Source organism: Methylobacterium litchii, assembly GCF_038442315.1.
In the GTDB taxonomy this organism is placed as follows: Bacteria; Pseudomonadota; Alphaproteobacteria; order Rhizobiales; family Beijerinckiaceae; genus Methylobacterium; species Methylobacterium litchii.
This window is the reverse complement of the sequence record NZ_JBBXMY010000005.1, coordinates 274,227-296,076: the sequence shown is the minus strand read 5'-3', so window position 1 is coordinate 296,076 and position 21,850 is coordinate 274,227. Positions and strand designations below refer to the sequence as shown.

Sequence of the window (21,850 nt, the reverse complement as noted above, 5' to 3'; positions counted from 1 at the left end):
AGCCTCACCCGAACACATACCCCCCGTTGATCCGCAGCCCCACCGGATGCCCGGCGGCGTAGCGGACGCCGTCGAAATCCTCGACGGCGAGGATCTGGCCGCCCGCTTCCTCCACCTCGATCCGCTGGCGGCCCTGGCTGCGGTAGGAGGAGCGCACCGTGCCCGAGAGATGCGCCGCCTCCAGCTCCACCAGCTGGAGCTGCCACGGGCGCACGTAGAGCTTCACCGGGCCGATGATTCCGGGGGGCGCGCTCACGGGGGTCTCCCGGCCGCGCACGCTCACCCGGCCGCCCTCGGCGATGGCCTCGACCTCGACGGAATCGCCGAGGAACTTCAGCACCGTCGCCGAGACCGGGTTCTCCTGAACCTCGTCCGGCGTGCCGACCTGCTCAAGCCGGCCCCGGTCGAGCACCGCCACCCGGTCGGAGAGTTCCAGCGCCTCGTCCTGGTCGTGGGTCACGAAGATCGTGGTCTGGCCGGTGCGGTCGTGGATCTCCCGCAGCCAGCGGCGCAGGTCCTTTCGGACTTGCGCGTCGAGGGCGCCGAAGGGCTCGTCGAGCAGCAGCACGCGCGGCTCCACGGCGAGCGCGCGCGCCAAGGCCACGCGCTGCCGCTGGCCGCCGGAGAGCTGCGACGGGTAGCGGTCGCCGAAGCCCGAGAGACGGATCAGGTCGAGGAGGTCCCCCACCCGGCGCTTGATCTCGGTTTTGGCCGGGCGGTCGGCCCGCCGCCGCGCGTTGAGGCCGTAGGCGATGTTGTCGGCCACGCTCATGTGCTTGAACAGGGCGTAGTGCTGGAATACGAAGCCCACCGCCCGCTGCTGCACGGGCAGGCCCGTGGCGTCGTCGCCCCCGAACAGGATGCGCCCGCGATCCGGCGCGTCGAGCCCGGCGATGATGCGCAGCAGCGTCGTCTTGCCCGAGCCCGAGGGGCCGAGCAGGCCGAGCAGCTCCCCCGCCCTCACGTCGAGGGAGAGGTCGTGCAGGACGGCGGCCGTGTCGAAGGTCTTCGTGACCGCCTCGACGCGGATCGCCGTCGAGGCCCGCTCAGTGCTTCCGGCCCGCGGCGAGTTCGTCGCTGAAGCGCCATTCGAGGACGGATTTGACGACGAGTGTGACAAGGGCGAGGGCTGCGAGGAGCGAAGCGACGGCGAAAGCGGCGACGAAGTTGTACTCATTGTAGAGGATCTCCACGTGGAGCGGCATCGTGTTCGTCAGTCCCCGGATATGGCCGGAGACGACGGAGACCGCGCCGAACTCGCCCATCGCGCGGGCATTGCAGAGCAGGACGCTGTAGAGCAGCCCCCAGCGGATGTTGGGCAGGGTGACGGTAAGGAAGGCGTGGAAGCCGGAGGCGCCGAGCGTCAGCGCGGCCTCCTCCTCCGACGAGCCCTGCTCCTGCATCAGCGGGATCAGTTCCCGCGCGACGAAGGGGAAGGTGACGAAGATCGTCGCCAGCACGATGCCCGGCAGGGCGAACAGGATCTGGATGTTGTGCGCCTGGAGCCAGCCGCCGAACAGGCCCTGGCTGCCGAACAGCAGCACGTAGATCAGCCCCGACACGACCGGCGAGACCGAGAACGGCAGGTCGATCAGCGTGATCAGGAACGTCTTGCCGGGGAACTCGAACTTGGCGATCGCCCAGGAGGCGGCCACCCCGAAGACGAGGTTGAACGGCACGGCGATGGCCGCCACCGTCAGGGTCAGGCGGATGGCCGAGAGGGCGTCGGGCTCGCGGAAGGCGTCGAGATAGGCCGAGACGCCGTGGCTGAGCGCCTGCACGAACACCGCTGCCAGCGGCAGCACGAGGAACAGGGCGAGGAAGGTGATCGCGACCCCGATGAGGAGCGCGCGCACCCCCGCCCCCTCCCCCGCCACGGGGGCGGGCCGGGCCTCGGCGAGGCGGACGGGCGAGAAGATCTCAGACATAGCCGAACCTCTTCCGGCTCCACGCCTGGATCAGGTTGATCGCGAGCAGGGTCAGGAACGAGATCCCGAGCATGATCGTCGCGATGGCCGCCGCGCCGCCGTAATCGAACTCGGACAGCTTGATGACGATGAGGAGCGGGGCGATCTCCGACACGTAAGGAAGGTTGCCGGCGATGAAGATCACCGAGCCGTATTCCCCGACCCCCCGGGCGAAGGCGAGGGCGAAGCCGGTGAGCACCGCCGGGATCAGCGGGGGCAGCACCACCTTGAGGAGCGTCGCCCGGCGGGTGGCGCCGAGCGTCGCCGAGGCCTCCTCGATCTCCTTGTCGATCTCGGCGATCAGCGGCTGCACCGTGCGCACCGCGAAGGGCAGGCCAACGAAGGTCATGGCCACGAACACGCCGAGCGGCGTGTAGGCGACCTGGATGCCGAGGCGGTCCAGCGGCGCGCCGATCAACCCGTCCGGGGCGTAGAGGGAGGCCAGCGCGATGCCCGCCACGGCGGTCGGCAGGGCGAAGGGCAGATCGACGGCGGCGTCCACGATCTTGCGGCCGGGAAACGTGTAGCGGGTCAGCACCCAGGCGACGATGAAGCCGAAGACCGAGGCCACGAGGGCCGCGAGCAGGGACACCCCGAAGCTGAGCTTCAGGGCGCTCGCCACGCGGGGATCGGTCGCCACGTCCCAGATGCCGGAAAAGCCCAGCCCGGAGGCGCGGGCCACCAGGGCCGCCAGCGGCAGCAGCACCACGAGGCCGAGGCAGGTCAGGGTGTAGCCGAAGCTCAGGCCGAAGCCCGGCAGCACGCTCGGGCGGCGGAAGCGCCACGCCGGACGGGGGGAAGCCCCCGCGTCGGCGGGGGCGAGGGTCGAAGCCATCGCGAAGGACTCTCTAGCGGCCGGCGCGGCTGAGGCGGTCGAACAGCCCGCCGGAATCGAAGTTCTTCGCCTGGATATCGTCCCAGGAGCCCTGGTAATCCTCGATCTTGAAGAGCTTCACGTCGGGCAGGCCAGCACCAGTTGCGGCCTGTGCCTTGAACGGCCGGTAATGGTGCTTGGCGAAGATCGCCTGGGCCTCGTCCGTGTAGAGGAAGTCGAGATAGGCTTGCGCCGTCTTGGTCGTGCCCTTGCGGTCGGCGTTGCCGGGCACCAGCGCGACCGGCGGCTCCGCGTAGATGGAGGTCGGCGGGACCACGATGTCGAAATTGTCGGCGCCGAATTCCTGCAGGACGAGGTAGGCCTCGTTCTCCCAGGTGGGCAGCACGTCGCCGAGCTTGCGCTGGGCGAAGGTCACGGTGGAGCCCCGCGCCCCGGTGTCGAGGACGGGCACGTTCTTGTAGAGCTGGCCGACGAAGGCCTCGGCCTTGGCCGCGTCCTTGTCCTGGCCATAGGCGTAGCCCCAGGCGGCGAGGAAGTTCCAGCGCCCGCCCGCCGAGGTCTTCGGATTCGGGGTGATGACCTTCACGTCCGGCTTGGCGAGGTCCGGCCAGTCCTTCACGCCCTTCGGGTTGCCCTTGCGGACGAGGAACACCACCGTCGAGGTGTAGGGCAGCGACTCGTTCGGCAGCTTGCCGCGCCAGTCGGCCGGAATCTTCTTCGTCAGCCGGGCGATGGCGTCGATGTCGGAGGGGATGCCCAGCGTCACCACGTCGGCATCGACCCCGTCGATCACCGTCCGCGCCTGGGCGCCCGAGCCGCCATGGGAGGCGCGCACGGTCACGTCCTCGCCGGTCTTGGCCTTCCAGCTCTTGGCGAAGGCGTCGTTGATCTCGCGGTAGAGCTCGCGGGTCGGATCGTAGGACACGTTCAGCAAGGCGGTCTGCGCCCGCGCGGAGGGGGCGGCGAGGCCGAGGGACACGGCGCCGAGCAGGGCGAGGCAACCCGCCCGCGTCGTCGAGAGCCACATCTTCCGCATCCGATCCTCCGGCCGAGCCCGGACCACAATCCGGGAAACGGCGGAGAGTTCGTTCTTTCTAACGAACGAAGTCAAGGGAGGCCGCCGGGCGCGCGGGGGCGCGGGCGGACGGTCGATCGGTGCGCGAGGAGGAAACCGGCCCGATGTGCGGAGCCGGGAACGAGCATCTTCTCCGGTCGCCGCCGAACCCAGATGAAAAGTCTCGTCGCGGCCGGTTTGATAGAAAGAACGACCTCATGTGCGATGGCGCACAGGAAAACCGGGGGTCAGGCGCCTCAGCCGGCTGTCTTGTCGAGCTGGGCGAGCAGGGCTTCGAGGCGCTCGCCGACGGGGGCGGAGAGGGAATCGGCGTAGTGGCCGCGCAGGGTCTGGCCGAGGTGCCGGCGCACGGTCGGGCTCAGGGGCGGCGCGTCGGCGTGATCCATCGCCGGGACGGGATCGACGCTGTGGGGCGGCCGCTCGGCTTGCGTCTTGGACATGGCGGCGGATCTCGCGCGGGAGAACTCGAAGGGAGAACTCGGAGCAGACGGGGGCAGGCAGCCAGACGATGGCACCGCTTGGTTAACGAGGTCTCACTGCGCCGGCGGCCCTCGCCTTGCCGTCCTTGCGACGACCGGCGCCGGAACTGGGCCGGCGGGGTGACGTTCCCCGGAACCACCCGAATCTCCGGAGACACCCGTGCCGCGTCTGTCCGCCGCCCTCGCCGTCCTTCTGCTCGCCGCCTCCCCCGCCCTCGCCCAGACCAAGCCCGGCGAGATCAAGGGCGTGGATGCCATGGGCGACAAATCCCGCAGCGCGCAGGACGGCTGGAGCCAAGCGCCCGTCCCGCGCGAGGAATCCGCTGCGAAGGATGCGCCGAACCCCGGCGGCAAGAGCATCTCGGAGAACAAGGACCGCCCGGTGCCCGCCGCGAGCCCCACCGGCACCTCCGCCACGGACCCGCAGGCGCCGCTCCCGAACCGCGTCCCGTCGCCCTCGGGCGACAATCCGGCGGCTCCGTCCAAGCAATAAAACCGTCGTTGCCAGAAGGGATTAAGGTCCGGTGAAAATCGTATCGGAGCGCGAGGACAAAATCGCGTTCCGTGTCAGCGGACCGCACTTGCCTTGCACGCCATTCTCTGGGACAGGTTCGAATTATACCAGTTTACACTTGGGAGCGGACATGACGGTCCAGGTCTCCCGGCGCGGCCTGTTAAAGGGTGTCGGCGCCGGTCTTGCAGGAGGGTCCCTCGGGGCCCTCGGCTTCGGCGGGTTGGAACCCGCCATGGCCGCCGCCGTGCGGCCCTTCAAGCTCGCGCAGATGCGCGAGACGCGGAATACCTGCCCCTATTGCTCGGTGGCCTGCGGCGTCATCCTGTACAGCCTGGGCGACCGCTCGAAGAACGCCCGCTCCTCGGTGATGCACATCGAGGGCGATCCGGACCATCCGGTCAACCGCGGCACCCTGTGCCCGAAGGGCTCGGCGCTGCTGGACTTCGTCCACGCCGAGACCCGGACCAAGTACCCGCTCTACCGGGCGCCGGGCACCTCCGAGTTCAAGCGTGTCTCCTGGGATCACGCCCTCGACCGGATCGCCGCCCTCCTGAAGGAGGACCGGGACCGGAACTTCGTGGCCAAGAACGGCGACCTCACGGTCAACCGCTGGACCACGACGGGCTTCCTCGGGGCCTCGGCCACCACCAACGAGACGGCTTGGATGACCTACAAGGTCGTCCGAAGCATGGGGGCCCTGGTCTTCGACAACCAGGCCAGAGTTTGACACGGTCCGTCGGTCGCCAGTTTGGCGCCCTCCTTCGGACGCGGTGCGATGACCAACCTTTGGATGGACATCAAGCACGCGGACGTCATCACCGTGATGGGCGGCAATGCCGCCGAAGCTCACCCCTGCGGCTTCAAGTGGGTCGTCGAGGCGAAGGCGCATAACAACGCCAAGCTCATCGTCGTGGACCCGCGCTTCACCCGCACGGCGTCGGTGGCCGATCTCTACTGCCCGATCCGGCAGGGGACGGACATCGCGTTCCTGTCGGGCGTGGCCAAGTACCTGCTCGACAACGACAAGATCCAGCACCGCTACGTCTCGGCGTTCACCAACGCCGGCTACGTCGTGCGTGAGGGCTACGACTTCAGCGAGGGCCTGTTCGCCGGCTACGACGCCGACAAGCGGGATTACGACAAGACCACCTGGGACTACGAGATCGGCCCCGACGGCTACGCCGTGGTCGACGAGACGATGCAGAACCCGCGCTGCGTCATGCAGCTCCTGAAGAAGCACGTCTCTATCTACACCCCGGAGATGGTCGAGACGATCTGCGGCTCGCCCAAGGAGACCTTTCTGAAGGTCTGCGAGATGATCGCGACCACGTCGTCGCCGGAGCGGGTCATGACCTCGCTCTACGCGCTCGGCTGGACGCACCACTCGAAGGGCTCGCAGAACATCCGCTCGATGTGCATCGTGCAGACGCTGCTCGGGAACATCGGCATGCTCGGCGGCGGCATGAACGCCCTGCGCGGCCACTCCAACATCCAGGGGCTGACCGATATCGGGCTGATGAGCAACCTCATCCCCGGCTATCTCAACATCCCCGTGGAGAAGGAGCCCGACTACGCGAGCTACATCGCCAAGCGGCAGTTCAAGCCGCTGCGTCCGGGTCAGACGAGCTACTGGCAGAACTACAACAAGTTCTTCGTCTCGTTCCAGAAGGCGATGTGGGGCGACAAGGCGGCCAAGGAGAACGACTGGGCCTACGACTACCTGCCCAAGCTCGACGTGCCGACCTACGACGTGCTGCGTGGGTTCGAGCTCGCCAAGCAGGGCAAGATGACCGGCTACGTCATCCAGGGCTTCAACCCCCTGCTGTCGTTCCCGAATCGCGCCAAGATGACGGAAGCCTTCTCCAAGATGAAGTTCATCGTGGTGATGGATCCGCTCAAGACCGAAACGGCCCGGTTCTGGGAGAACCACGGCGAGTACAATCCCGTGGATCCGACCCAGATCCAGACCGAGGTGTTCGAGCTGCCGACCACCCTGTTCGTCGAGGAGGAGGGCTCCCTCTCCAACTCGTCGCGCTGGCTCCAGTGGCACTGGCAGGCGCAAGAGCCGCCGGGCGAGTGCCGGTCGGACATCGACATCATGGCGGAGATCCATCTCCGCATGAAGGCGCTGTACGAGAAGGACGGGGGCGCCTTCCCCGACCCGATCGTCAACCTGACCTGGAACTACGCCGTCGCGGACGCGCCGACGCCGACCGAGCTCGCCCGCGAGCTCAACGGCTACACGGTCGCCCCGACCACCGACCTGAACGGGGCTCCGCTCCCGGCCGGACGTCAGGTGGACGGCTTCGCCCAGCTTAAGGACGACGGCACGACGGCCTGTGGCTGCTGGATCTATTCCGGCTGCTACACTGAGAAGGGCAACATGATGGCCCGCCGGGACAACACCGATCCCGGCGACAAGGGCATCGCCCCGAACTGGGCCTTCGCGTGGCCCGCCAACCGGCGGGTGCTCTACAACCGCGCCTCCTGCGATCCCGACGGCAAGCCGTGGTCGGAGAAGAAGAAGCTCATCGAGTGGAACGGCAAGCAGTGGGTCGGCTTCGACGTGCCGGACTACGGCGTGACCGTGGCGCCCGATAAGGGCGTCGGTCCGTTCATCCTGAACCAGGAGGGTGTCGCCCGCCTGTGGACCCGGGGTCTCATGCGCGACGGGCCGTTCCCGACGCATTACGAGCCCTTCGAGTCCCCGGTGCAGAACGTCGCCTTCCCGAAGATCAAGGGCGCCCCGGCGGCCCGCATCTTCAAGGACGACCTGGCCGACCTCGGCGACGCGAAGGAATTCCCTTACGCGGCGACGAGCTACCGCCTGACCGAGCACTTCCACGGCTGGACCAAGCACGCCCGAATCAACGCGATCCTCCAGCCGGAGGCCTTTGTGGAGATCTCGGAGGAATTGGCCAAGGAAAAGGGCATCGCCAAGGGCGCATGGGTCCGCGTCTGGTCGAAGCGCGGCTCGCTGAAGGCCAAGGCCGTGGTGACCAAGCGGATCAAGCCGCTGATCTGCGACGGCAAGCCCGTCCACGTCGTCGGCATCCCGCAGCACTGGGGCTTCATGGGCCTGACCAAGAAGGGATGGCACCCGAACTCGCTGACGCCCGTCGTCGGCGATGCCAACACCGAGACGCCGGAGTTCAAGGCCTGGCTCGTGAACATCGAACCGACCACTCCGCCCTCGGATGCGGTCGCGTAAGGGGGAGCATGCATCATGGCTGACTATAGCTCCCTCGACATCCGCCAGCGCTCCGCCTCCACGGAGACGCCGCCGGAGATCCGCCGTCAGGTGGAGGTCGCCAAGCTCATCGACGTGTCGAAGTGCATCGGCTGCAAGGCCTGCCAATCGGCCTGCGAGGAGTGGAACGACCTCCGCGACGACGTGGGCGTCAACACGGGCACCTACCAGAACCCGCACGACCTCACGGCCAAGACCTGGACCCTGATGCGGTTCGAGGAATACGAGAACCCGCAGACGAACCACCTCGAATGGCTGATCCGCAAGGACGGCTGCATGCATTGCACGGAGCCGGGCTGCCTCAAGGCGTGCCCGTCCCCGGGCGCCATCGTGCAGTACTCCAACGGCATCGTGGACTTCATCGAGGAGAACTGCATCGGCTGCGGCTATTGCGTGAAGGGCTGCCCCTTCAACATCCCGCGCATCAGCCAGACCGACCACAAGGCGTACAAGTGCACCCTGTGTTCGGACCGGGTGGCGGTGGGTCAGGCTCCGGCCTGCGCCAAGGCCTGCCCGACCGGCTCGATCATGTTCGGCACCAAGCAGGCGATGATCGAGCAGGCGCATTCCCGCATCGACGACCTCAAGTCGCGTGGGTTCGAGCATGCCGGCCTCTACGACCCGGCGGGCGTCGGCGGCACGCACGTCATGTACGTGCTGCACCACAACGACCAGCCGAGCCTCTACTCGGGCCTGCCGAACGATCCGAAGATCTCGCCCCTCGTCGCCTTCTGGAAGGGTGGCGCCAAGGTGTTCGGTCTGGCGGCGATGGGCTTCGCGGCCGTCGCCGGCTTCTTCCACTACGTGACCGCCGGCCCGAACGAAGTGGCGCCGGAGGAAGAGGAAGAGGCGGTCGAGATGGCCGGGTCCCAACGCCGTCAGGACGGCGGCGAGGCACGGCCGCACTGAAGTAAGGGGTTTCCAAAGGGAACATCCCTTTGGTGGGGTGCCGGGGTGAAACCTCGGCATCTCGCAGGGCTCCGCCCTGCACCCGCAAAAGGGCTCGCCCTTTTGAAACCCATGATTTCCGGGTGAAGCCGATGACGATCCACACCGACATCCGCGACGGCGAGACCCGTCCGCTCCATCAGGACAAGGGGGGCGCGCCGGAGGTCATCTACGTGCCGCGCTACACCGGCCTGCAGCGGGTGAACCACTGGATCACCGCGATCCTGTTCACCCTGCTGACCCTGTCCGGGCTGGCGATGTTCTCGCCCTACCTGTTCTCGCTGACCGGCCTGTTCGGCGGCGGGCAGGCGACGCGCTCGATCCATCCGTGGTTCGGCGTGGCCCTGGCGGTGAGCTTCGTGTTCCTGTTCATCCGCTTCTGGCGGCTCAACATCCCCAACCGGGACGATGTCGAGTGGACCAAGAAGATCGGCGACGTCGTGACCAACCGCGAGGATCGCCTGCCCGAACTCGGCAAGTACAATGCCGGGCAGAAGATGGTGTTCTGGGGCCAGACCGGCCTGATCGCCGTGATGCTCGTCTCGGGCATCATGATCTGGAACACCTATTTCGGCGGGCTCACCACCATCGAGACCCAGCGCTGGGCGCTGCTCGCCCACTCGCTGGCGGCGGTCATCGCCATCGCCATCATCGTCGTGCATATCTACGCCGGCATCTGGGTGCGCGGCACCGGCCGGGCGATGGTGCGCGGCACCGTCACCGGCGGCTGGGCCTACCGGCACCACCGCAAGTGGTTCCGCCAGCTCGCGGGCGGCAACGTCCGCAAGGGCCCGGTCGACAAGCGGGGGTCGTAAGACCCTCTCCCTCGCCGTCATTGCGAGCGAAGCGAAGCAATCCAGGGAAGCGCCACGTCCTTCGAGGTCGCGTCGCCCTGGATTGCTTCGCGTTGCTCGCAATGACGGTTGGGTTGAAAGAGACGCAGAGGACACGTCAGCCGTGGTTCGGTTCTTCAAACGCGGCTCGGCGAAGGATGACGCCGAGCCTGCCCCCATCGCAAAGAAGTCCTTCGACGAGATCAAGCCCGATCCCGACAAGATCGGCATTTCCGGCTCGGTGCCCTTCGTGCGCCTGCCGGAGCCGGGATCGCTGTTCAAGGCCCGTGCGGAACGTCTGCTGGCCCTGGCCCCCGGCCACACGCTCGAAGCCTATTTGCGCCTCGTGGCCGAGATCGCCCGGGCGCAGGCCGTGGTCGAGGCCGAGCGCGCCGCCGCCGGCTGGGACGTGACCGATCCCGACGAGGCCGGGCGGGCCCTGCGCGTCGAGCACGGCATGCCCCCCCTCTCCCGCCACGTCATCGAGGCCGATCCGAGCTTTCACGCCTGCCTCGACGGCCTGCTCGACGCCCTGGACCTCTCCGCCGCGCCGGACCAAGTCCGCGCGGCGCGCGACCGCCTGCGCGCGGCCTCGCAAGAGGACCGCCTCGACCTCGCCGTGCAGGTCTTCGAGGGGGCGATTCCCGTCGAGCGGGTGGCGGAATGCCTGTTCGTTTCGGCGGCGTTGCAGGTCTGCCTCGCCCGCCGGGCGGCCCGGCTCGACGCCAAGGCGCTGAAGCCGGTGGCGGACGGCGTCTGCCCCTGCTGCGGCGGCGCACCGACGGCGAGCGTCGTCGTGTCCTGGACGCCGGCCGACAAGGCCCGCTACCTCAGCTGTTCCCTCTGCGGCACCCTGTGGAACCACGTCCGCATCCGCTGCACCGCCTGCGGCGACGGCGAGGGCGTGAGCTATTACGGGCTCGACGAGGTGGCGAAGGACGTGCAGGTCGAGACCTGCACCACCTGCCACAGCTACCTCAAGCACCTGCACCAGCACCGGGCACCGGACCTCGATCCGGTCGCCGACGACATCGCCTCCTACGGACTCGATCTGAAGATCGCCGAGGAGGGGTTCCGGCGCGCGGGCCTGAACCTGCTGTTCGTGGTGTGAGCCGGGCCTACCGGTAGCCGTAGCGCGACTTGGCGGCGGCGAGCAGACCGCGCGCCTCGCCCTCGCGGCCGGCGCTGCAGGCGTCGGCGGCCCGCGCGAGATCGGCGTCGAACCGGTCGCCCACCGCCTTGTTCAGGTTCTCCGTGGCCACGTCGCTGGCGACGATCGCCCGGGTGCGGGCGATCTCCGGTCCGCAGCCCGTGCCGGTCGGCAGGACCGGCGGGGCGGGCGGGCCGCCCACGGGCACGACGGGCTCGCGCACCTTGGGCTGCGACTGGCAGGCCCCGAGGGCGGCGACGGCGACGAGGACGAGGCAGAGACGGGACGCGGCCACGGCGGTCTTTCCTTCGCGCCGGGACCCTCCGGCGAGCCGGAGGGTTTTGGGCCGAGCGTGGCCGTGGGTCAATCCGAGGTCACGCTCTTGTTTGGCGACTACTTGGACTTGTCGTTCAGAGCCTTCAGGCCGGAATCGTAGATCCCCTGGACCGCGTCCTTGGCCACGCTGTCCGGGGCGCCCTTGGCGTTGAAGGTGCCGCTCCACGTCACCTTGGAGCCCGACCCGTCCGGGGCGACCGAGAGCGTCGACTTGTAGTCGGAGACCGGCAGCGGGCTCTCCAGGATCGTATAGGTGTAGCTCATCACCTTGTCGTCGCGGGAGACCTGCTCCTCCTTGATCGTGCCGCCACCCTTGAGGTTCAGCAGGCGGACCTTCTTGCCGTCCATCTCGGAGGGGGTGCACTTCTCGACGGCCGGGTGCCAGTTGCCGATGCCGCAGAAGTCGCCGATCGTCTGCCAGACCTTGGCCGGAGGCGCCGCGATGGTGGCCGAGCGTTCGAGGTCGATCGCGTGGGCCGGCGCGGCGGCGGTGAAGGCGAGGGCCGCGAGCGCGAGGGTGCGGCGGTTGAGGATGGACATGCGGGCAGTCTCCGTCCGTTTGTGTCAGCGCGGCTGAGGCCGCGGGGGCTTTCTCTGGCCGGGCCTGACGTAGGCGTATTCTCCGCCCCGGCAATGGGGGCACGGGCGATCCGCGCCGTTGGGCGTTCCGCCGCGTGGCGATTCCCGGTATGGGATCGGTTTCCGAACGCTCCCGAACCCCGGACATCATGGCCGCCGCCCCGCCCGCCCTCACCCTCGACCCCGGCCTGATCGAGGCTGCCGCCACCGCCGCCGCGTGGCCTTTCGAGGAGGCGCGCAAGCTCGTCGCCCGGCTGGAGAAACTGGGCAAGAACGAGGTGCTGTTCGAGACCGGCTACGGCCCCTCGGGCCTGCCGCATATCGGCACCTTCGGCGAGGTGGCCCGCACCTCCATGGTGCGCCACGCCTTCCGGGTGCTGACCCGCGATTCCGTGCCGACCCGGCTGATCGCCTTCTCGGACGACATGGACGGCCTGCGCAAGGTGCCGGACAACGTGCCGAACCGCGAATTGCTCGCCGCCCACCTCAACCAGCCGCTGACCAAGGTGCCCGATCCGTTCGGCACCCACGACAGCTTCGGCGCGCACAACAACGCCGAGCTGCGCCGCTTCCTCGACGCCTTCGGGTTCGCGTACGAGTTCCGCTCGGCCACCGAGTGCTACCGCGCCGGCCTGTTCGACGCGACGCTGCTGCGGGTGCTGGAGCGTTACGACGCGGTGATGGAGATCATGCTCCCGTCGCTGCGGGCCGAGCGCTCGGCGAGCTATTCGCCGTTCCTGCCGCTCCACCCCGTCACCGGCCACGTGATGCAGGTGCCGATCGATGAGGTGCACGCCGACAAGGGCACCATCGTGTGGCGCGACCCCGCCACGGGCGAGGGCTACGAGACCCCGGTGACGGGCGGACACGCCAAGCTGCAATGGAAGCCCGATTGGGCGATGCGCTGGGTGGCGCTCGGCGTCGATTACGAGATGGCCGGCAAGGACCTGATCGACTCGGTGAAGCTCTCGGGCAAGATCGCGAAGGCGCTCGGCGGCGAGCCGCCGGAGGGCTTCAACTACGAACTGTTCCTCGACGAGAAGGGCCAGAAGATCTCGAAGTCGAAGGGCAACGGCCTGACCATCGACGAGTGGCTGAAGTACGGCACGCCGGATTCGCTGGCGCTGTTCATGTACACCAAGCCGCGCGAGGCCAAGCGCCTGTTCTTCGACGTGATTCCCCGCCACGTCGACGAGTATATCGGCTTCCTCGACCGCTATGCCGGGCAGGATCCGAAGAACCGCCTCGGCAACCCGGTCTGGCATCTTCACGCCGGCGAACCGCCGGTGCCGGAAAAGGTCGAGGGCGCGAGCCTGACCTTCGCCATGCTCCTCAACCTCGCGGCGGTGGCCAACACCGAGGATCCGGCGGTGCTGTGGGGCTTCATCCGCCGCTACGCGCCGGGCGTCGGGCCGCAGACTCATCCGGGCCTCGACCGGCTGGTCGGCCACGCCCTCAAGTACTTTTCGGACTTCGTGCGCCCGGCCAAGACCTACCGGGAGCCGACGCCCGAGGAGCGGGCGGCGTTGGAGGACCTGCACGCCGTGCTCGCCGAGCAGGCCGGCTCCACCGATCCGGAGGCCCTGCAGGCGGCGGTCTACGAGGTCGGGCGGCGGCATTTCCCCGACCTGTCGGGCAAGGCCAAGAGCCCGGACGGACGCCCCGGCGTGTCGCAGGCGTGGTTCACGACCCTGTACAACGTGCTGTTCGGCGAGGCGCGCGGCCCGCGCTTCGGCTCCTTCGTCGCCCTCTACGGCGTCGCGGAGACGCGGGCGCTGATCGCCAAGGCGTTGTCGGGGGAGTTGATCGCGGAGCACCAAGTCTTCCTGGGTGGTTCACGCACGACAACTTGATCAACCGGCCGCGGACTTCCTGCCGTACTCGCCTGTTGTCACGACGCTGCGCCCAAAGGCCAGTATCACGACGGGAGGAACGGAATGCGCGGCATCGGCTGCATCGGCCTCGTGTGCCTGCTGGCGGGCGCCCTGCCCGCCCTCGCGGCGACCCCGGCGGACCCGTCCGGCGGGGCGGATCTCAAGAGCCTCGGCTCGACCCAGCCGGCCAAGGTCCAGGACGGGCAATACACCGACAAGAACGGCGACCCGACCTACCATGTCACCGACGGCGGCAAGAAGGTCGATTGGTACACGATGTCGGGGTACCTCCGGTACAACGCCAACTGCATCGTCTGCCACGGCCCGGACGGCATGGGCTCGACCTACGCGCCCTCCCTGGTCGATGCCCTGAAGGGTATGGACTACGCGCATTTCGCCGGCATCATCGTCGGCGGCAAGAAGGACGTGAACGCCTCGCAGGAGCTGGTCATGCCGGCCTTCGGCGATAACCGGAACGTCATGTGCTACATGCCCGGCATCTACACCTACCTTCGCGCCCGGGCCGAAGGCGCGGTCGGCCGCAACCGGCCCCCCGAGCACGAGCCCAAGCCCGCCGCCTTCACCAAGGCGGAGGACGAGTGCATGAAGTGAGGGTCAGCCCAGGCCGAGGAACAGCACCAGGGAGCGGGTCACCGCCACCAGGGTGTCGTCATCGAGGCGGCCGATCCGGGCGCCGATCCTGTCGCGCTTGACCGTCATGACCTTGTCGACCTGCACCTGGGATGGCTTCTTGAGACCGTTCCGGGAGCTTGGCTGGATCGTCGGTCGGAGGAGCGGCGCATCGATCATGGTTCCCGACAGGAGCAGGACCGTCACCGTGTGGGTCTCGGGGAACTGATCGGATTGGATCACGAGGGCCGGGCGCGGCTTGCCGAAATCGCCCTGAAGCGCGACCGTGACGAGGTCGCCCCGTCTCACGGGTCTTGAGGATCCACGAGATCGGCCAGGGCCGCGTCGAGGAAATCGTCGAGTTCGACATCGGCCGCATCGGCGGCAGCGACCACGCGTGACTGGCGAAGGCATTCCTCGGCAAAGCCGGGACGACGCATGTCGGGGACCCAGATCTGGACCGGACGCAGTCCGGCCGCCCGCAACGCATCCCGCCGCTTGCGCACTCTCACACTGACGGTTGTGGGCATCGGTTCACCTTCCACCGCTGCGTTACATGTAACACAAAGGTGGGTCGGTGACGAGTCTTTGGGGCTCTTTCACCCCACCAGGGCCAGATCCTGCATCTCGGTCTCGGGGATGACGTCCACCTCGACCTTCAGGCGCTGGCGGCCGGAGCCGCTGACGATGCCGTCGATCGGGGCGACGTCGTTGTAGTCGCGGCCCCGCGCCACCACGATGTGGTCGTCCTGCACGGCGCAGGCATTGGTCGGGTCGAGGCCGTGCCACATCTGCCCGCACCACACCGCCACCCAGGCATGGCTCGCGTCGGCGCCGCGCAGGCGCGGGCGGCCGGGCGGCGGGACCGTGCGCAGGTAGCCGCTGACATAGGCCGCCGGCAGACCCATGCCGCGCAGGGCCGCGATCATCACGTGGGCGAAGTCCTGGCAGACGCCGGCCCGGCCGGCGAAGGCCTCGGCGATCGGCGTGTGGACGTTGGTCGCCCGCGCGTCGAAGCGGAAGTCGGTGCGGATGCGCAGCATCAGGTCGTGGGCCGCGCCGTAGGCGCTGCGGCCGGGGGTGAAGCTCGGCCGGGCGTAGTCCGTGATGTCGCGCAGGATCGGCGCCCGGTCGCTCGGGAACAGGAAGTGGATCGGCGCCCGCCCCCCGATGTCGCGGGCGGCCACCGCCCCGTCGCGGACGCGCTCCCAGCCCAGGCCCTCCTCCGGCGCGGGCGGCGGCAGGCGCTCCACCCGCACAGTGGACAGGGCCTCGACGCTGAAGCTCGTATGCGGCGCCTCCAGGGTGATCGCCACCGACTCGATGCCAAAATAGTCCCGCCGGGTCACCGCGCGGGTCGGGCTCGGATCGATGGTGACGGCGCTCGCCAGCACGCTCTGCCCCTCCCCGTCCGCCGGCTTGAGGCGCAGGGAGCAGCGGGCGAAGCTCACCGCCCGGCCGTAGCGGTAGGTGGTGCGGTGGCGCAGGGTGTAGATCATGCCACGCCCGCGAATCCGGTGAGAGGGGCGGCCATCAGGCGAGGCCCGTCAGCTTTTCCTGACGGGGCGCGTGCGGCCAGGTCGGGAAATAGCGGGTGGCGATGCCGTCGGCGAGGCGTTCGAGGTCGGTGCCGAGGGCGGCGAGGCGCACCGCGTCGAAATCCGCAGCCTCCCCCGCCCGCAGGTCGCCGAGGATCCGCCCCGCCAGCCGACAATGGGGCTCGGGGATGCCGTCCGCCGACAGGGCGGGCAGTTCCGAGAGGTGGCGGACGATGGCCTCCATCTGGAAGGCGATCGAGCGCGGGTTGTAGGGGTCGAGGAGCACCATGTCCCGCACGGGGTCCAGGGCGGCGCCCTGCATGTAGCGGCGGCCGTAGCTGATCTGCGAATCCGCCAGCGCCAGCATCGTCCCGAGGCAGCCCGGCGTCGCCTCGTCGTTGGCGAAGGCCAGGGCGAAGGTGCAGGTGTTGATCGCCCGCTCGATCCGCCGGCCGAGTTCGGCGAAGTGCCAGCCCTCGGCCCGGCTGGTGTTCTCGTGGGCAAGGCCCGCGAGCGCGGCGAGGTGGCTGAGCGTCCGCTCGGCCCGCGTGGCGAGCTGCGATTCCGTGAAGGCGCGCTCCGTGTCGAGGGAGAGCAGCTCCGACAGGTCGGCCAGCACCCGCCAGAGCTCGCCGGACAGGCGCGCCCGCAGGGCGGCGGCGTTGCGGCGGGCGGAGGTGACGTGCGCCCGCGCCGAGCCCGGCTGGTCGCGCCCGCACAGGGCCTCCTGCGCCAGGGCCGCGGTGGGCAGGTCGGCGGCGCCGACGCAGGCCCACTCGTCGAGGAGGGCGCGGATCGCCAGGGCGGCGGGGGCGTCCGGCGAGCCGGAGATGTCGGCTCCCACCGCGTCGCCGAAGCTGCGCAGATGCGCCAGGGTCAGGCGGGTGATGGCCTCCGCGCGCTCGGCGTAGCGCCCGAACCAGAACAGCCCGTCCGCCGCCCGCGCCGGGAGATGGCCCCCGATGCGCCGCACCCGGGGGGCCGCGTGCGAGCCGATGACCGGCGTGGCGATGGGCTCGTCGGACAGGACCCACACATCCGCCGAGCGGATGCCGAGGCGCAGTTCCAGGGGATCGATGTTGTCCCGCTCGGCCATCCGGCAGAACCCGCCGGGCATCACCGTCCAGCCAGCGGCGGTGCGCGCCGCGAAGACGCGCATCACGAAGGGGCGCGGCACGAGATAGAGGCCGTCCGGGCCCCGCTCCCAGCCCGGCATGGTCGAGAACGGCGCGGGCTCCTGGGCGACGGTGTCGAAGGGGCGGTCGCGCAGGGCGTCCACCACCGCCGCCCGGCCGGCGGCCAGCGCCGAGGGGGCCAGCAGCGCATCGCGCCCGGCCCCGCGCTGGGGCGTCGCGGCGGGGCGCAGGATCAGGTTGTCGAGGTTCGCCTGGACATGGGCGAGCCCTTCGAGGTCGCCGCACCACCACGCCTTGGGGTGGGACAGGCGCAGGGGCTCGCCGAGCAGCCGCTGGCACAGGCCCTCGAGATAGGGCGTCAGTGCCGCCGACTCCACGAGGCCGGAGCCCGGCATGTTGGCCATCACCAGGGAGCCGTTGCGCAGGGCGTCGAGCACCCCCGGCACCCCGAGCCGCGAGGTCGCGTTGAGTTCCAGCGGGTCGAGATAGTCGGCGTCGATCCGCCGCCACAGGGCGTCGGCGCGCTTGAGGCCGGAGACGGTACGGACATGCAGCCGCCCGTCCTGCATGACGAGGTCGTCGCCCTCCACCAGCATCAGGCCGAGATAGCGGGCGAGCGCCGCCTGCTCGACATAGGTCGAGCTGTAGGGGCCGGAGGTCAGCAGGCAGATGCGCGGGTCGGCCCGCTCGGCGCCGAGCGCCAGCCCCTCCCGGAACGCCTGGAAGAAGCCCGGCAGGCGCTCGACATGCAGGTCCTGGAAGAAGTCGGGGAAGGTCCGGGCGAGGACCATGCGGTTCTCCAGCGCCCAGCCGAGGCCCGAGGGGGCCTGCGTCCGGTCGGCCAGCACCTGCCAGCGCCCGTCCGGGCCCCGCCCGAGATCGGCCGCGTAGAGCCGCAGGTGGTGGCCGCCGGAGGGCGCCACCCCGTGCAGCGGATGCAGGAAGTCCGGGCTGCCGGCGACGATGGCGGCGGGCAGGTGGCCGGTGGCGACGAGGTCCCCCGGCCCGTAGACGTCGGTGAGGATCGCCTCCATCAGCTCGGCCCGCTGGATGAGGCCGGCGCGGAGGTCGCGCCACTCGCCCGCCTCGATCACCAGGGGCATGGAGCCGAGCGGCCAGGGATGCTCCCGCTGGTCCCCCGCGATGCGGAAGGAGATGCCCGCGTCGCGGATATGCCGCTCCGCCGAGACGAAACGGGCCATGATCTCGGCCTCGGGCAACCCGCCGAGGCGTTCGAGCAGCCGCCGCCAGACCGCCCGGGGCTGCCCGTCCGGCCCGACGAACTCGTCGGGCAGGCCCGGCTGCGGGCGATAGGAGGCGGTCCAGCGCGCGACCCGCTGCGCCGGACTCTCGCCCGGCTCGAGGCCGATCGCGAGCGCCGCGCTCATCGGGGCGCGGGTGTCCGCAGGTCGAGGGTCAGGGGGAACTCGGCGCTCCCCTCCTCGGCCGGCATGGCGACGCGGCCCGGCGTGTGGCCGTTCGGTTGGAACCGGGCGAGGCGCCGCCCCTCGGCCTCGTAGGTGTTGACGGGATGGGTCTCGTAGTTGCGCCCGCCCGGATGGGCGACATGGTAGCGGCAGCCGCCCAGCGAGCGCCCGCTCCACGTGTCCAGAATATCGAAGGTGAGCGGCGAGTGGGCGGGGATCGTCGGGTGCAGCGACGAGGCCGGCTGCCACGCCTTGAAGCGCAGGCCCGCCACCGCCTCCCCGGCCCGGCCGGTGCTCGTCATGGGCAGGCGGCGGCCGTTGCACGCGACGACGTGCCGGCCGGGGACGAAGCCCTCGACCTTGACCTGCAGCCGCTCGACCGAACTGTCGACGAAGCGCACGGTGCCCCCGCTCGTCCCTTCCTCGCCCATCACGTGCCACGGCTCCAGGGCCTGGCGCAGTTCGAGGCGCACCCCGCCCTGCTCCACGGTGCCGAAGACCGGGAAGCGGAACAGGGCCTGCGCCTCGAACGCCGTGGGATCGAAATCGTAGCCCGCCCCGCGCAGGTCTGCCAGCACGTCGAGGAAGTCCGCCCAGAGGAAATGGGGGAGCATGAAGCGATCGTGCAGGCTCGTGCCCCAGCGGACACAGCCCCCCTGCTGCGGCTCCCGCCACAGCCACGCGACCAGCGCCCGCAGCAGCAATTGCTGCGCGAGGGACATGCGCGCATCCGGCGGCATCTCGAAGGCGCGGAACTCCAGGAGGCCGAGGCGCCCGGTGGGGCCGTCCGGCGAGTAGAGCTTGTCGATGCAGATCTCGGCCCGGTGGGTGTTGCCGGTGACGTCGATCAGGATGTTGCGGAACAGCCGGTCCACCAGCCAGCGGGGGATGTTGGGCGTGTCGGGCGCCGGCACCTGCGCCAGGGCGATCTCCAGCTCGTAGAGGCCGTCGTGGCGGCCCTCGTCGATGCGCGGCGCTTGGCTCGTCGGGCCGATGTAGAGGCCGGAGAACAGGTAGGACAAAGCCGGGTGGCGCTGCCAGTAGAGCACGATGCTCTTGAGCAGGTCCGGCCGCCGCAGGAACGGTGAATCGTCCGGCGTGACGCCCCCGAGGACCACGTGGTTGCCGCCGCCCGTACCGGTATGGCGGCCGTCGGTCATGAACTTCTCGGCGCCCAGCCGGGTCTGGCGGGCTTCCTCGTAGAGGTGGGTGGTGATGTCGACCGCCTCCCGCCAGGAGGCGGCGGGATGGACGTTGATCTCGATGACGCCGGGATCGGGCGTGACCTTGATGAGCGATAGGCGCGGATCGAAGGGCGGCTCGTAGCCCTCCACATGGATCGGCTGCTTCAGGTCCGTCGCCACGGCCTCGAGATGCGCCACGAGTTCGAGGTATTCGTCCGCCCGCTGGGTCGGGGGCATGAACACCCGGATCACCCCGTCGCGGGGCTCGACGGCGAGGGCCGTGCGCACGGCGACGCCGCTGACGCCCCCGCCGTTGATGTGGGTCGCGGGCTTGCCCTCCGGCAGGGCGCCGCGGTCCTCCAGCGGGTCCTGCGGCTGGTAATAGGGGTAGTGCTCCGGCGGCACGTAGGGCAGCGAGGAGAGCGGCAGCCGGTAGCCCACGGGGGAATCGCCCGGCACGAGATGGGCGTGGCCGCGCCCGAACTCCCAGGCCTCCGAGATCCAGACACGGTCGGCATCGCCGTCCTTGCCGGTGGGCAGGCTCGCCAGCGGCAGCACGTAGCCCGCCGCCTCCCCGAGGCCGCGCTCGTAGACCCGCTTGATCCGGGCATCGAACTCGACGGAGCCCGAGGTCGCCGCCGCGACCGTCACGTTCACGGGCAGTTCGGCGCGCTTCTTCTCCCAGATCTCCCCGTCCTCGAAGGCGGGGAAGACGAAGCGTTCGAGGCCGAGCCGGGCGGCCAGCGCCTCCGCGAAGGCCTTGGCCTGGGTGATCGTCGCCGTGCCCGTCCCGCCCTCGGGGGCGATCAGGGCGGCGTCGCGCCAGACGGGCTGGCCGTCCTTGCGCCAGTAGAGGGCGAAGGCCCAGCGCGGCAGGCTCTCGCCGGGATACCACTTGCCCTGGCCGTAATGGAGCAGCCCCCCCGGCCCGAAGCGGTCGCGGAGCCGCCGGATCAGCTGGTCGGCCAAGCCGCGCTTGGTCGGGCCGACGGCGGAGATGTTCCACTCCGACGCCTCGAAATCGTCGATTGAGACGAAGGTGGGCTCGCCGCCCATGGTCAGGCGCACGTCCTGCTTGGCGAGGTCGGCATCGACCTTTTCGCCGAGCCGGTCCATCGCCGTCCAGACATCCTCGGAATAGGGCTTTGTCACCCGCGGCGCCTCGGCCACGCGGCTGAGGCTCATGGCGAAGTCGAAGGTCGTCTCGGCGGGCTCCGCGAGGCCGGAGATCGGCGCGGCCGAGCGATAATGCGGCGTGGCGGCTAGCGGGATGTGCCCCTCCCCCGTGAGCAGGCCGGAGGTTGCGTCCATGCCGACCCAGCCGGCGCCGGGGATGTAGACCTCCGCCCAGGCATGGAGGTCGGTGAAGTCCTGGGAGGCGCCGGTCGGGCCGTCCACGGCAGTGGTGTCGGGCACGAGCTGGATCAGGTAGCCGGAGACGAACCGGGCCGCGAGGCCGATCCGGCGCAGCACCTGCACCAGCAGCCACGCCGAATCGCGGCAGGAGCCGCTCTTCAGGGTCAGGGTCTCGGCGGGGGTCTGCACCCCCGGCTCCATGCGCACGCCGTAGGCGATCTCGCCCGCGATGAGCGCGTTGAGGGCCACGAGGAACAGGACGGTGTTGGTCTCCGCCGGCAGGCGGGCGAGCAGCGCCTCGATCTCCGGCCCGTCCGCATCGACGGGGACGAGATAGGGGGCGAGTTCCTCGCGCAGGTCCGGGTCGTAGGCGAAGCCCCGCGTCTGGGCGTAATCCTCGACGAAGAAGTCGAACGGGTTGATCACCGCCATCTCGGCGGTGAGATCGACCTCGATCCGCAATTCGTCGGTCTTCTCGGGGAAGACGAGGCGGGCGAGCCAGTTGCCGCTCGGATCCTGCTGCCAGTTGATGAAGTGGTTCTGCGGCGTGACCTTCAGGGCGTAGGCGGGCACTTGCGTGCGCGCGTGCGGCGCCGGCCGCAGGCGGATCACCTGGGGGCCGAGCCCGATCGGCCGGTCGTAGCGGTAATGCGTGACGTGGTGCAGGGCGACTTTGATCGACACGGGGGCTCCGTCACACAGGATGTCGCACACAGGATCTCGGACGGGTGGCGCGGAC

At 69.6% G+C, this 21,850-nt stretch carries 19 protein-coding genes; 7 read left to right on the top strand and 12 right to left on the bottom strand.

The annotated features are described in order from the left end of the window. Positions 1–4 precede the first annotated feature (4 nt). The 5 genes from AAHF99_RS12515 to AAHF99_RS12495 all read right to left on the bottom strand — a co-directional run bounded on the left by AAHF99_RS12515 (position 5) and on the right by AAHF99_RS12495 (position 4,317). A complete protein-coding gene (locus tag AAHF99_RS12515; protein ID WP_342164713.1) occupies positions 5–1,030 on the bottom strand; it encodes a sulfate/molybdate ABC transporter ATP-binding protein in 1,026 nt (341 codons plus the stop codon). 16 nt (positions 1,031–1,046) lie between these two features. Next, complete coding sequence (gene cysW / locus AAHF99_RS12510) at positions 1,047–1,928, bottom strand: sulfate ABC transporter permease subunit CysW (protein WP_342164660.1); 882 nt, start codon at positions 1,926–1,928, stop codon at positions 1,047–1,049. Continuing rightward, entirely contained in the window at positions 1,921–2,802 is an 882-nt protein-coding gene (gene cysT, locus AAHF99_RS12505; protein ID WP_342164659.1) for a sulfate ABC transporter permease subunit CysT, read from the bottom strand. Before cysT ends, cysW begins: the two co-directional genes overlap by 8 nt. Positions 2,803–2,815: 13 nt before the next feature. Next, positions 2,816–3,829 carry a sulfate ABC transporter substrate-binding protein gene (locus AAHF99_RS12500; protein ID WP_342164712.1) on the bottom strand — a complete coding sequence of 338 codons (1,014 nt, stop codon included), beginning with the start codon at positions 3,827–3,829 and terminating at the stop codon, positions 2,816–2,818. Positions 3,830–4,113: 284 nt separating this feature from the next. Beyond that, positions 4,114–4,317 (bottom strand): NepR family anti-sigma factor, encoded by a 204-nt coding sequence (locus AAHF99_RS12495; protein WP_342164658.1) that lies wholly within the window; start codon positions 4,315–4,317, stop codon positions 4,114–4,116. 199 nt (positions 4,318–4,516) lie between these two features. Between AAHF99_RS12495 and AAHF99_RS12490 the strand changes: the two genes are divergently transcribed. The 5 genes from AAHF99_RS12490 to fdhE all read left to right on the top strand — a co-directional run bounded on the left by AAHF99_RS12490 (position 4,517) and on the right by fdhE (position 11,012). Continuing rightward, a complete protein-coding gene (locus AAHF99_RS12490; protein ID WP_243951959.1) occupies positions 4,517–4,849 on the top strand; it encodes a hypothetical protein in 333 nt (110 codons plus the stop codon). 151 nt (positions 4,850–5,000) lie between these two features. Further along, positions 5,001–8,081: a formate dehydrogenase-N subunit alpha gene (gene fdnG, locus AAHF99_RS12485; protein ID WP_342164657.1), complete on the top strand. Its 3,081-nt coding sequence runs from the start codon at positions 5,001–5,003 to the stop codon at positions 8,079–8,081. Positions 8,082–8,096: 15 nt separating this feature from the next. Continuing rightward, positions 8,097–9,029 (top strand): formate dehydrogenase subunit beta, encoded by a 933-nt coding sequence (fdxH, locus tag AAHF99_RS12480; RefSeq protein ID WP_342164656.1) that lies wholly within the window; start codon positions 8,097–8,099, stop codon positions 9,027–9,029. 131 nt (positions 9,030–9,160) lie between these two features. After that, positions 9,161–9,883, top strand: a complete 723-nt coding sequence (locus AAHF99_RS12475) for a formate dehydrogenase subunit gamma (protein ID WP_342164654.1) — start codon at positions 9,161–9,163, stop codon at positions 9,881–9,883. Positions 9,884–10,025: 142 nt separating this feature from the next. Beyond that, positions 10,026–11,012 (top strand): formate dehydrogenase accessory protein FdhE, encoded by a 987-nt coding sequence (fdhE, locus tag AAHF99_RS12470; protein WP_342164653.1) that lies wholly within the window; start codon positions 10,026–10,028, stop codon positions 11,010–11,012. A 7-nt stretch (positions 11,013–11,019) separates the two neighbouring features. Here fdhE and AAHF99_RS12465 read toward each other — a convergent pair whose 3' ends face one another. Together AAHF99_RS12465 and AAHF99_RS12460 are read right to left on the bottom strand one after the other, a co-directional pair. After that, positions 11,020–11,346, bottom strand: coding sequence for a hypothetical protein (locus tag AAHF99_RS12465; protein WP_342164652.1), 327 nt, complete (start codon positions 11,344–11,346; stop codon positions 11,020–11,022). A 98-nt stretch (positions 11,347–11,444) separates the two neighbouring features. Next, a complete protein-coding gene (locus tag AAHF99_RS12460; protein ID WP_342164650.1) occupies positions 11,445–11,927 on the bottom strand; it encodes an SRPBCC family protein in 483 nt (160 codons plus the stop codon). Between the two features lie 188 nt (positions 11,928–12,115). Between AAHF99_RS12460 and AAHF99_RS12455 the strand changes: the two genes are divergently transcribed. Together AAHF99_RS12455 and AAHF99_RS12450 are read left to right on the top strand one after the other, a co-directional pair. Next, positions 12,116–13,819: a lysine--tRNA ligase gene (locus AAHF99_RS12455; protein ID WP_342164649.1), complete on the top strand. Its 1,704-nt coding sequence runs from the start codon at positions 12,116–12,118 to the stop codon at positions 13,817–13,819. 84 nt (positions 13,820–13,903) lie between these two features. After that, a complete protein-coding gene (locus AAHF99_RS12450) occupies positions 13,904–14,452 on the top strand; it encodes a c-type cytochrome, methanol metabolism-related (protein ID WP_243951967.1) in 549 nt (182 codons plus the stop codon). A 3-nt stretch (positions 14,453–14,455) separates the two neighbouring features. Here AAHF99_RS12450 and AAHF99_RS12445 read toward each other — a convergent pair whose 3' ends face one another. The 5 genes from AAHF99_RS12445 to AAHF99_RS12425 all read right to left on the bottom strand — a co-directional run bounded on the left by AAHF99_RS12445 (position 14,456) and on the right by AAHF99_RS12425 (position 21,795). Further along, positions 14,456–14,779, bottom strand: coding sequence for a type II toxin-antitoxin system PemK/MazF family toxin (locus AAHF99_RS12445; RefSeq protein WP_342164647.1), 324 nt, complete (start codon positions 14,777–14,779; stop codon positions 14,456–14,458). Next, the gene (locus AAHF99_RS12440) at positions 14,776–15,000 is read right to left on the bottom strand and encodes an antitoxin MazE family protein (protein WP_342164646.1); all 225 of its coding nucleotides are present in this window, start codon (positions 14,998–15,000) and stop codon (positions 14,776–14,778) included. The genes AAHF99_RS12445 and AAHF99_RS12440 overlap by 4 nt, the downstream gene beginning before the upstream one ends. Positions 15,001–15,069: 69 nt before the next feature. After that, positions 15,070–15,969 (bottom strand): transglutaminase family protein, encoded by a 900-nt coding sequence (locus AAHF99_RS12435; protein WP_342164645.1) that lies wholly within the window; start codon positions 15,967–15,969, stop codon positions 15,070–15,072. Between the two features lie 34 nt (positions 15,970–16,003). Then, entirely contained in the window at positions 16,004–18,532 is a 2,529-nt protein-coding gene (locus AAHF99_RS12430) for a circularly permuted type 2 ATP-grasp protein (protein ID WP_342164643.1), read from the bottom strand. Then, complete coding sequence (locus AAHF99_RS12425; protein WP_342164641.1) at positions 18,529–21,795, bottom strand: transglutaminase family protein; 3,267 nt, start codon at positions 21,793–21,795, stop codon at positions 18,529–18,531. The genes AAHF99_RS12430 and AAHF99_RS12425 overlap by 4 nt, the downstream gene beginning before the upstream one ends. Positions 21,796–21,850 lie beyond the last annotated feature (55 nt).

Excerpts from the sequence above, each read along its gene's own strand:
- cysW (WP_342164660.1), bottom strand. The coding sequence starts at position 1,928 with ATGTCTGAGATCTTCTCGCCCGTCCGCCTCGCCGAGGCCCGGCCCGCC.
- AAHF99_RS12450 (WP_243951967.1), top strand. The coding sequence starts at position 13,904 with ATGCGCGGCATCGGCTGCATCGGCCTCGTGTGCCTGCTGGCGGGCGCC.
- AAHF99_RS12455 (WP_342164649.1), top strand. The coding sequence starts at position 12,116 with ATGGCCGCCGCCCCGCCCGCCCTCACCCTCGACCCCGGCCTGATCGAG.
- cysT (WP_342164659.1), bottom strand. The coding sequence starts at position 2,802 with ATGGCTTCGACCCTCGCCCCCGCCGACGCGGGGGCTTCCCCCCGTCCG.
- AAHF99_RS12495 (WP_342164658.1), bottom strand. The coding sequence starts at position 4,317 with ATGTCCAAGACGCAAGCCGAGCGGCCGCCCCACAGCGTCGATCCCGTC.
- AAHF99_RS12475 (WP_342164654.1), top strand. The coding sequence starts at position 9,161 with ATGACGATCCACACCGACATCCGCGACGGCGAGACCCGTCCGCTCCAT.
- fdxH (WP_342164656.1), top strand. The coding sequence starts at position 8,097 with ATGGCTGACTATAGCTCCCTCGACATCCGCCAGCGCTCCGCCTCCACG.
- AAHF99_RS12430 (WP_342164643.1), bottom strand. The coding sequence starts at position 18,532 with ATGAGCGCGGCGCTCGCGATCGGCCTCGAGCCGGGCGAGAGTCCGGCG.
- AAHF99_RS12500 (WP_342164712.1), bottom strand. The coding sequence starts at position 3,829 with ATGTGGCTCTCGACGACGCGGGCGGGTTGCCTCGCCCTGCTCGGCGCC.
- AAHF99_RS12440 (WP_342164646.1), bottom strand. The coding sequence starts at position 15,000 with ATGCCCACAACCGTCAGTGTGAGAGTGCGCAAGCGGCGGGATGCGTTG.
- AAHF99_RS12435 (WP_342164645.1), bottom strand. The coding sequence starts at position 15,969 with ATGATCTACACCCTGCGCCACCGCACCACCTACCGCTACGGCCGGGCG.
- AAHF99_RS12460 (WP_342164650.1), bottom strand. The coding sequence starts at position 11,927 with ATGTCCATCCTCAACCGCCGCACCCTCGCGCTCGCGGCCCTCGCCTTC.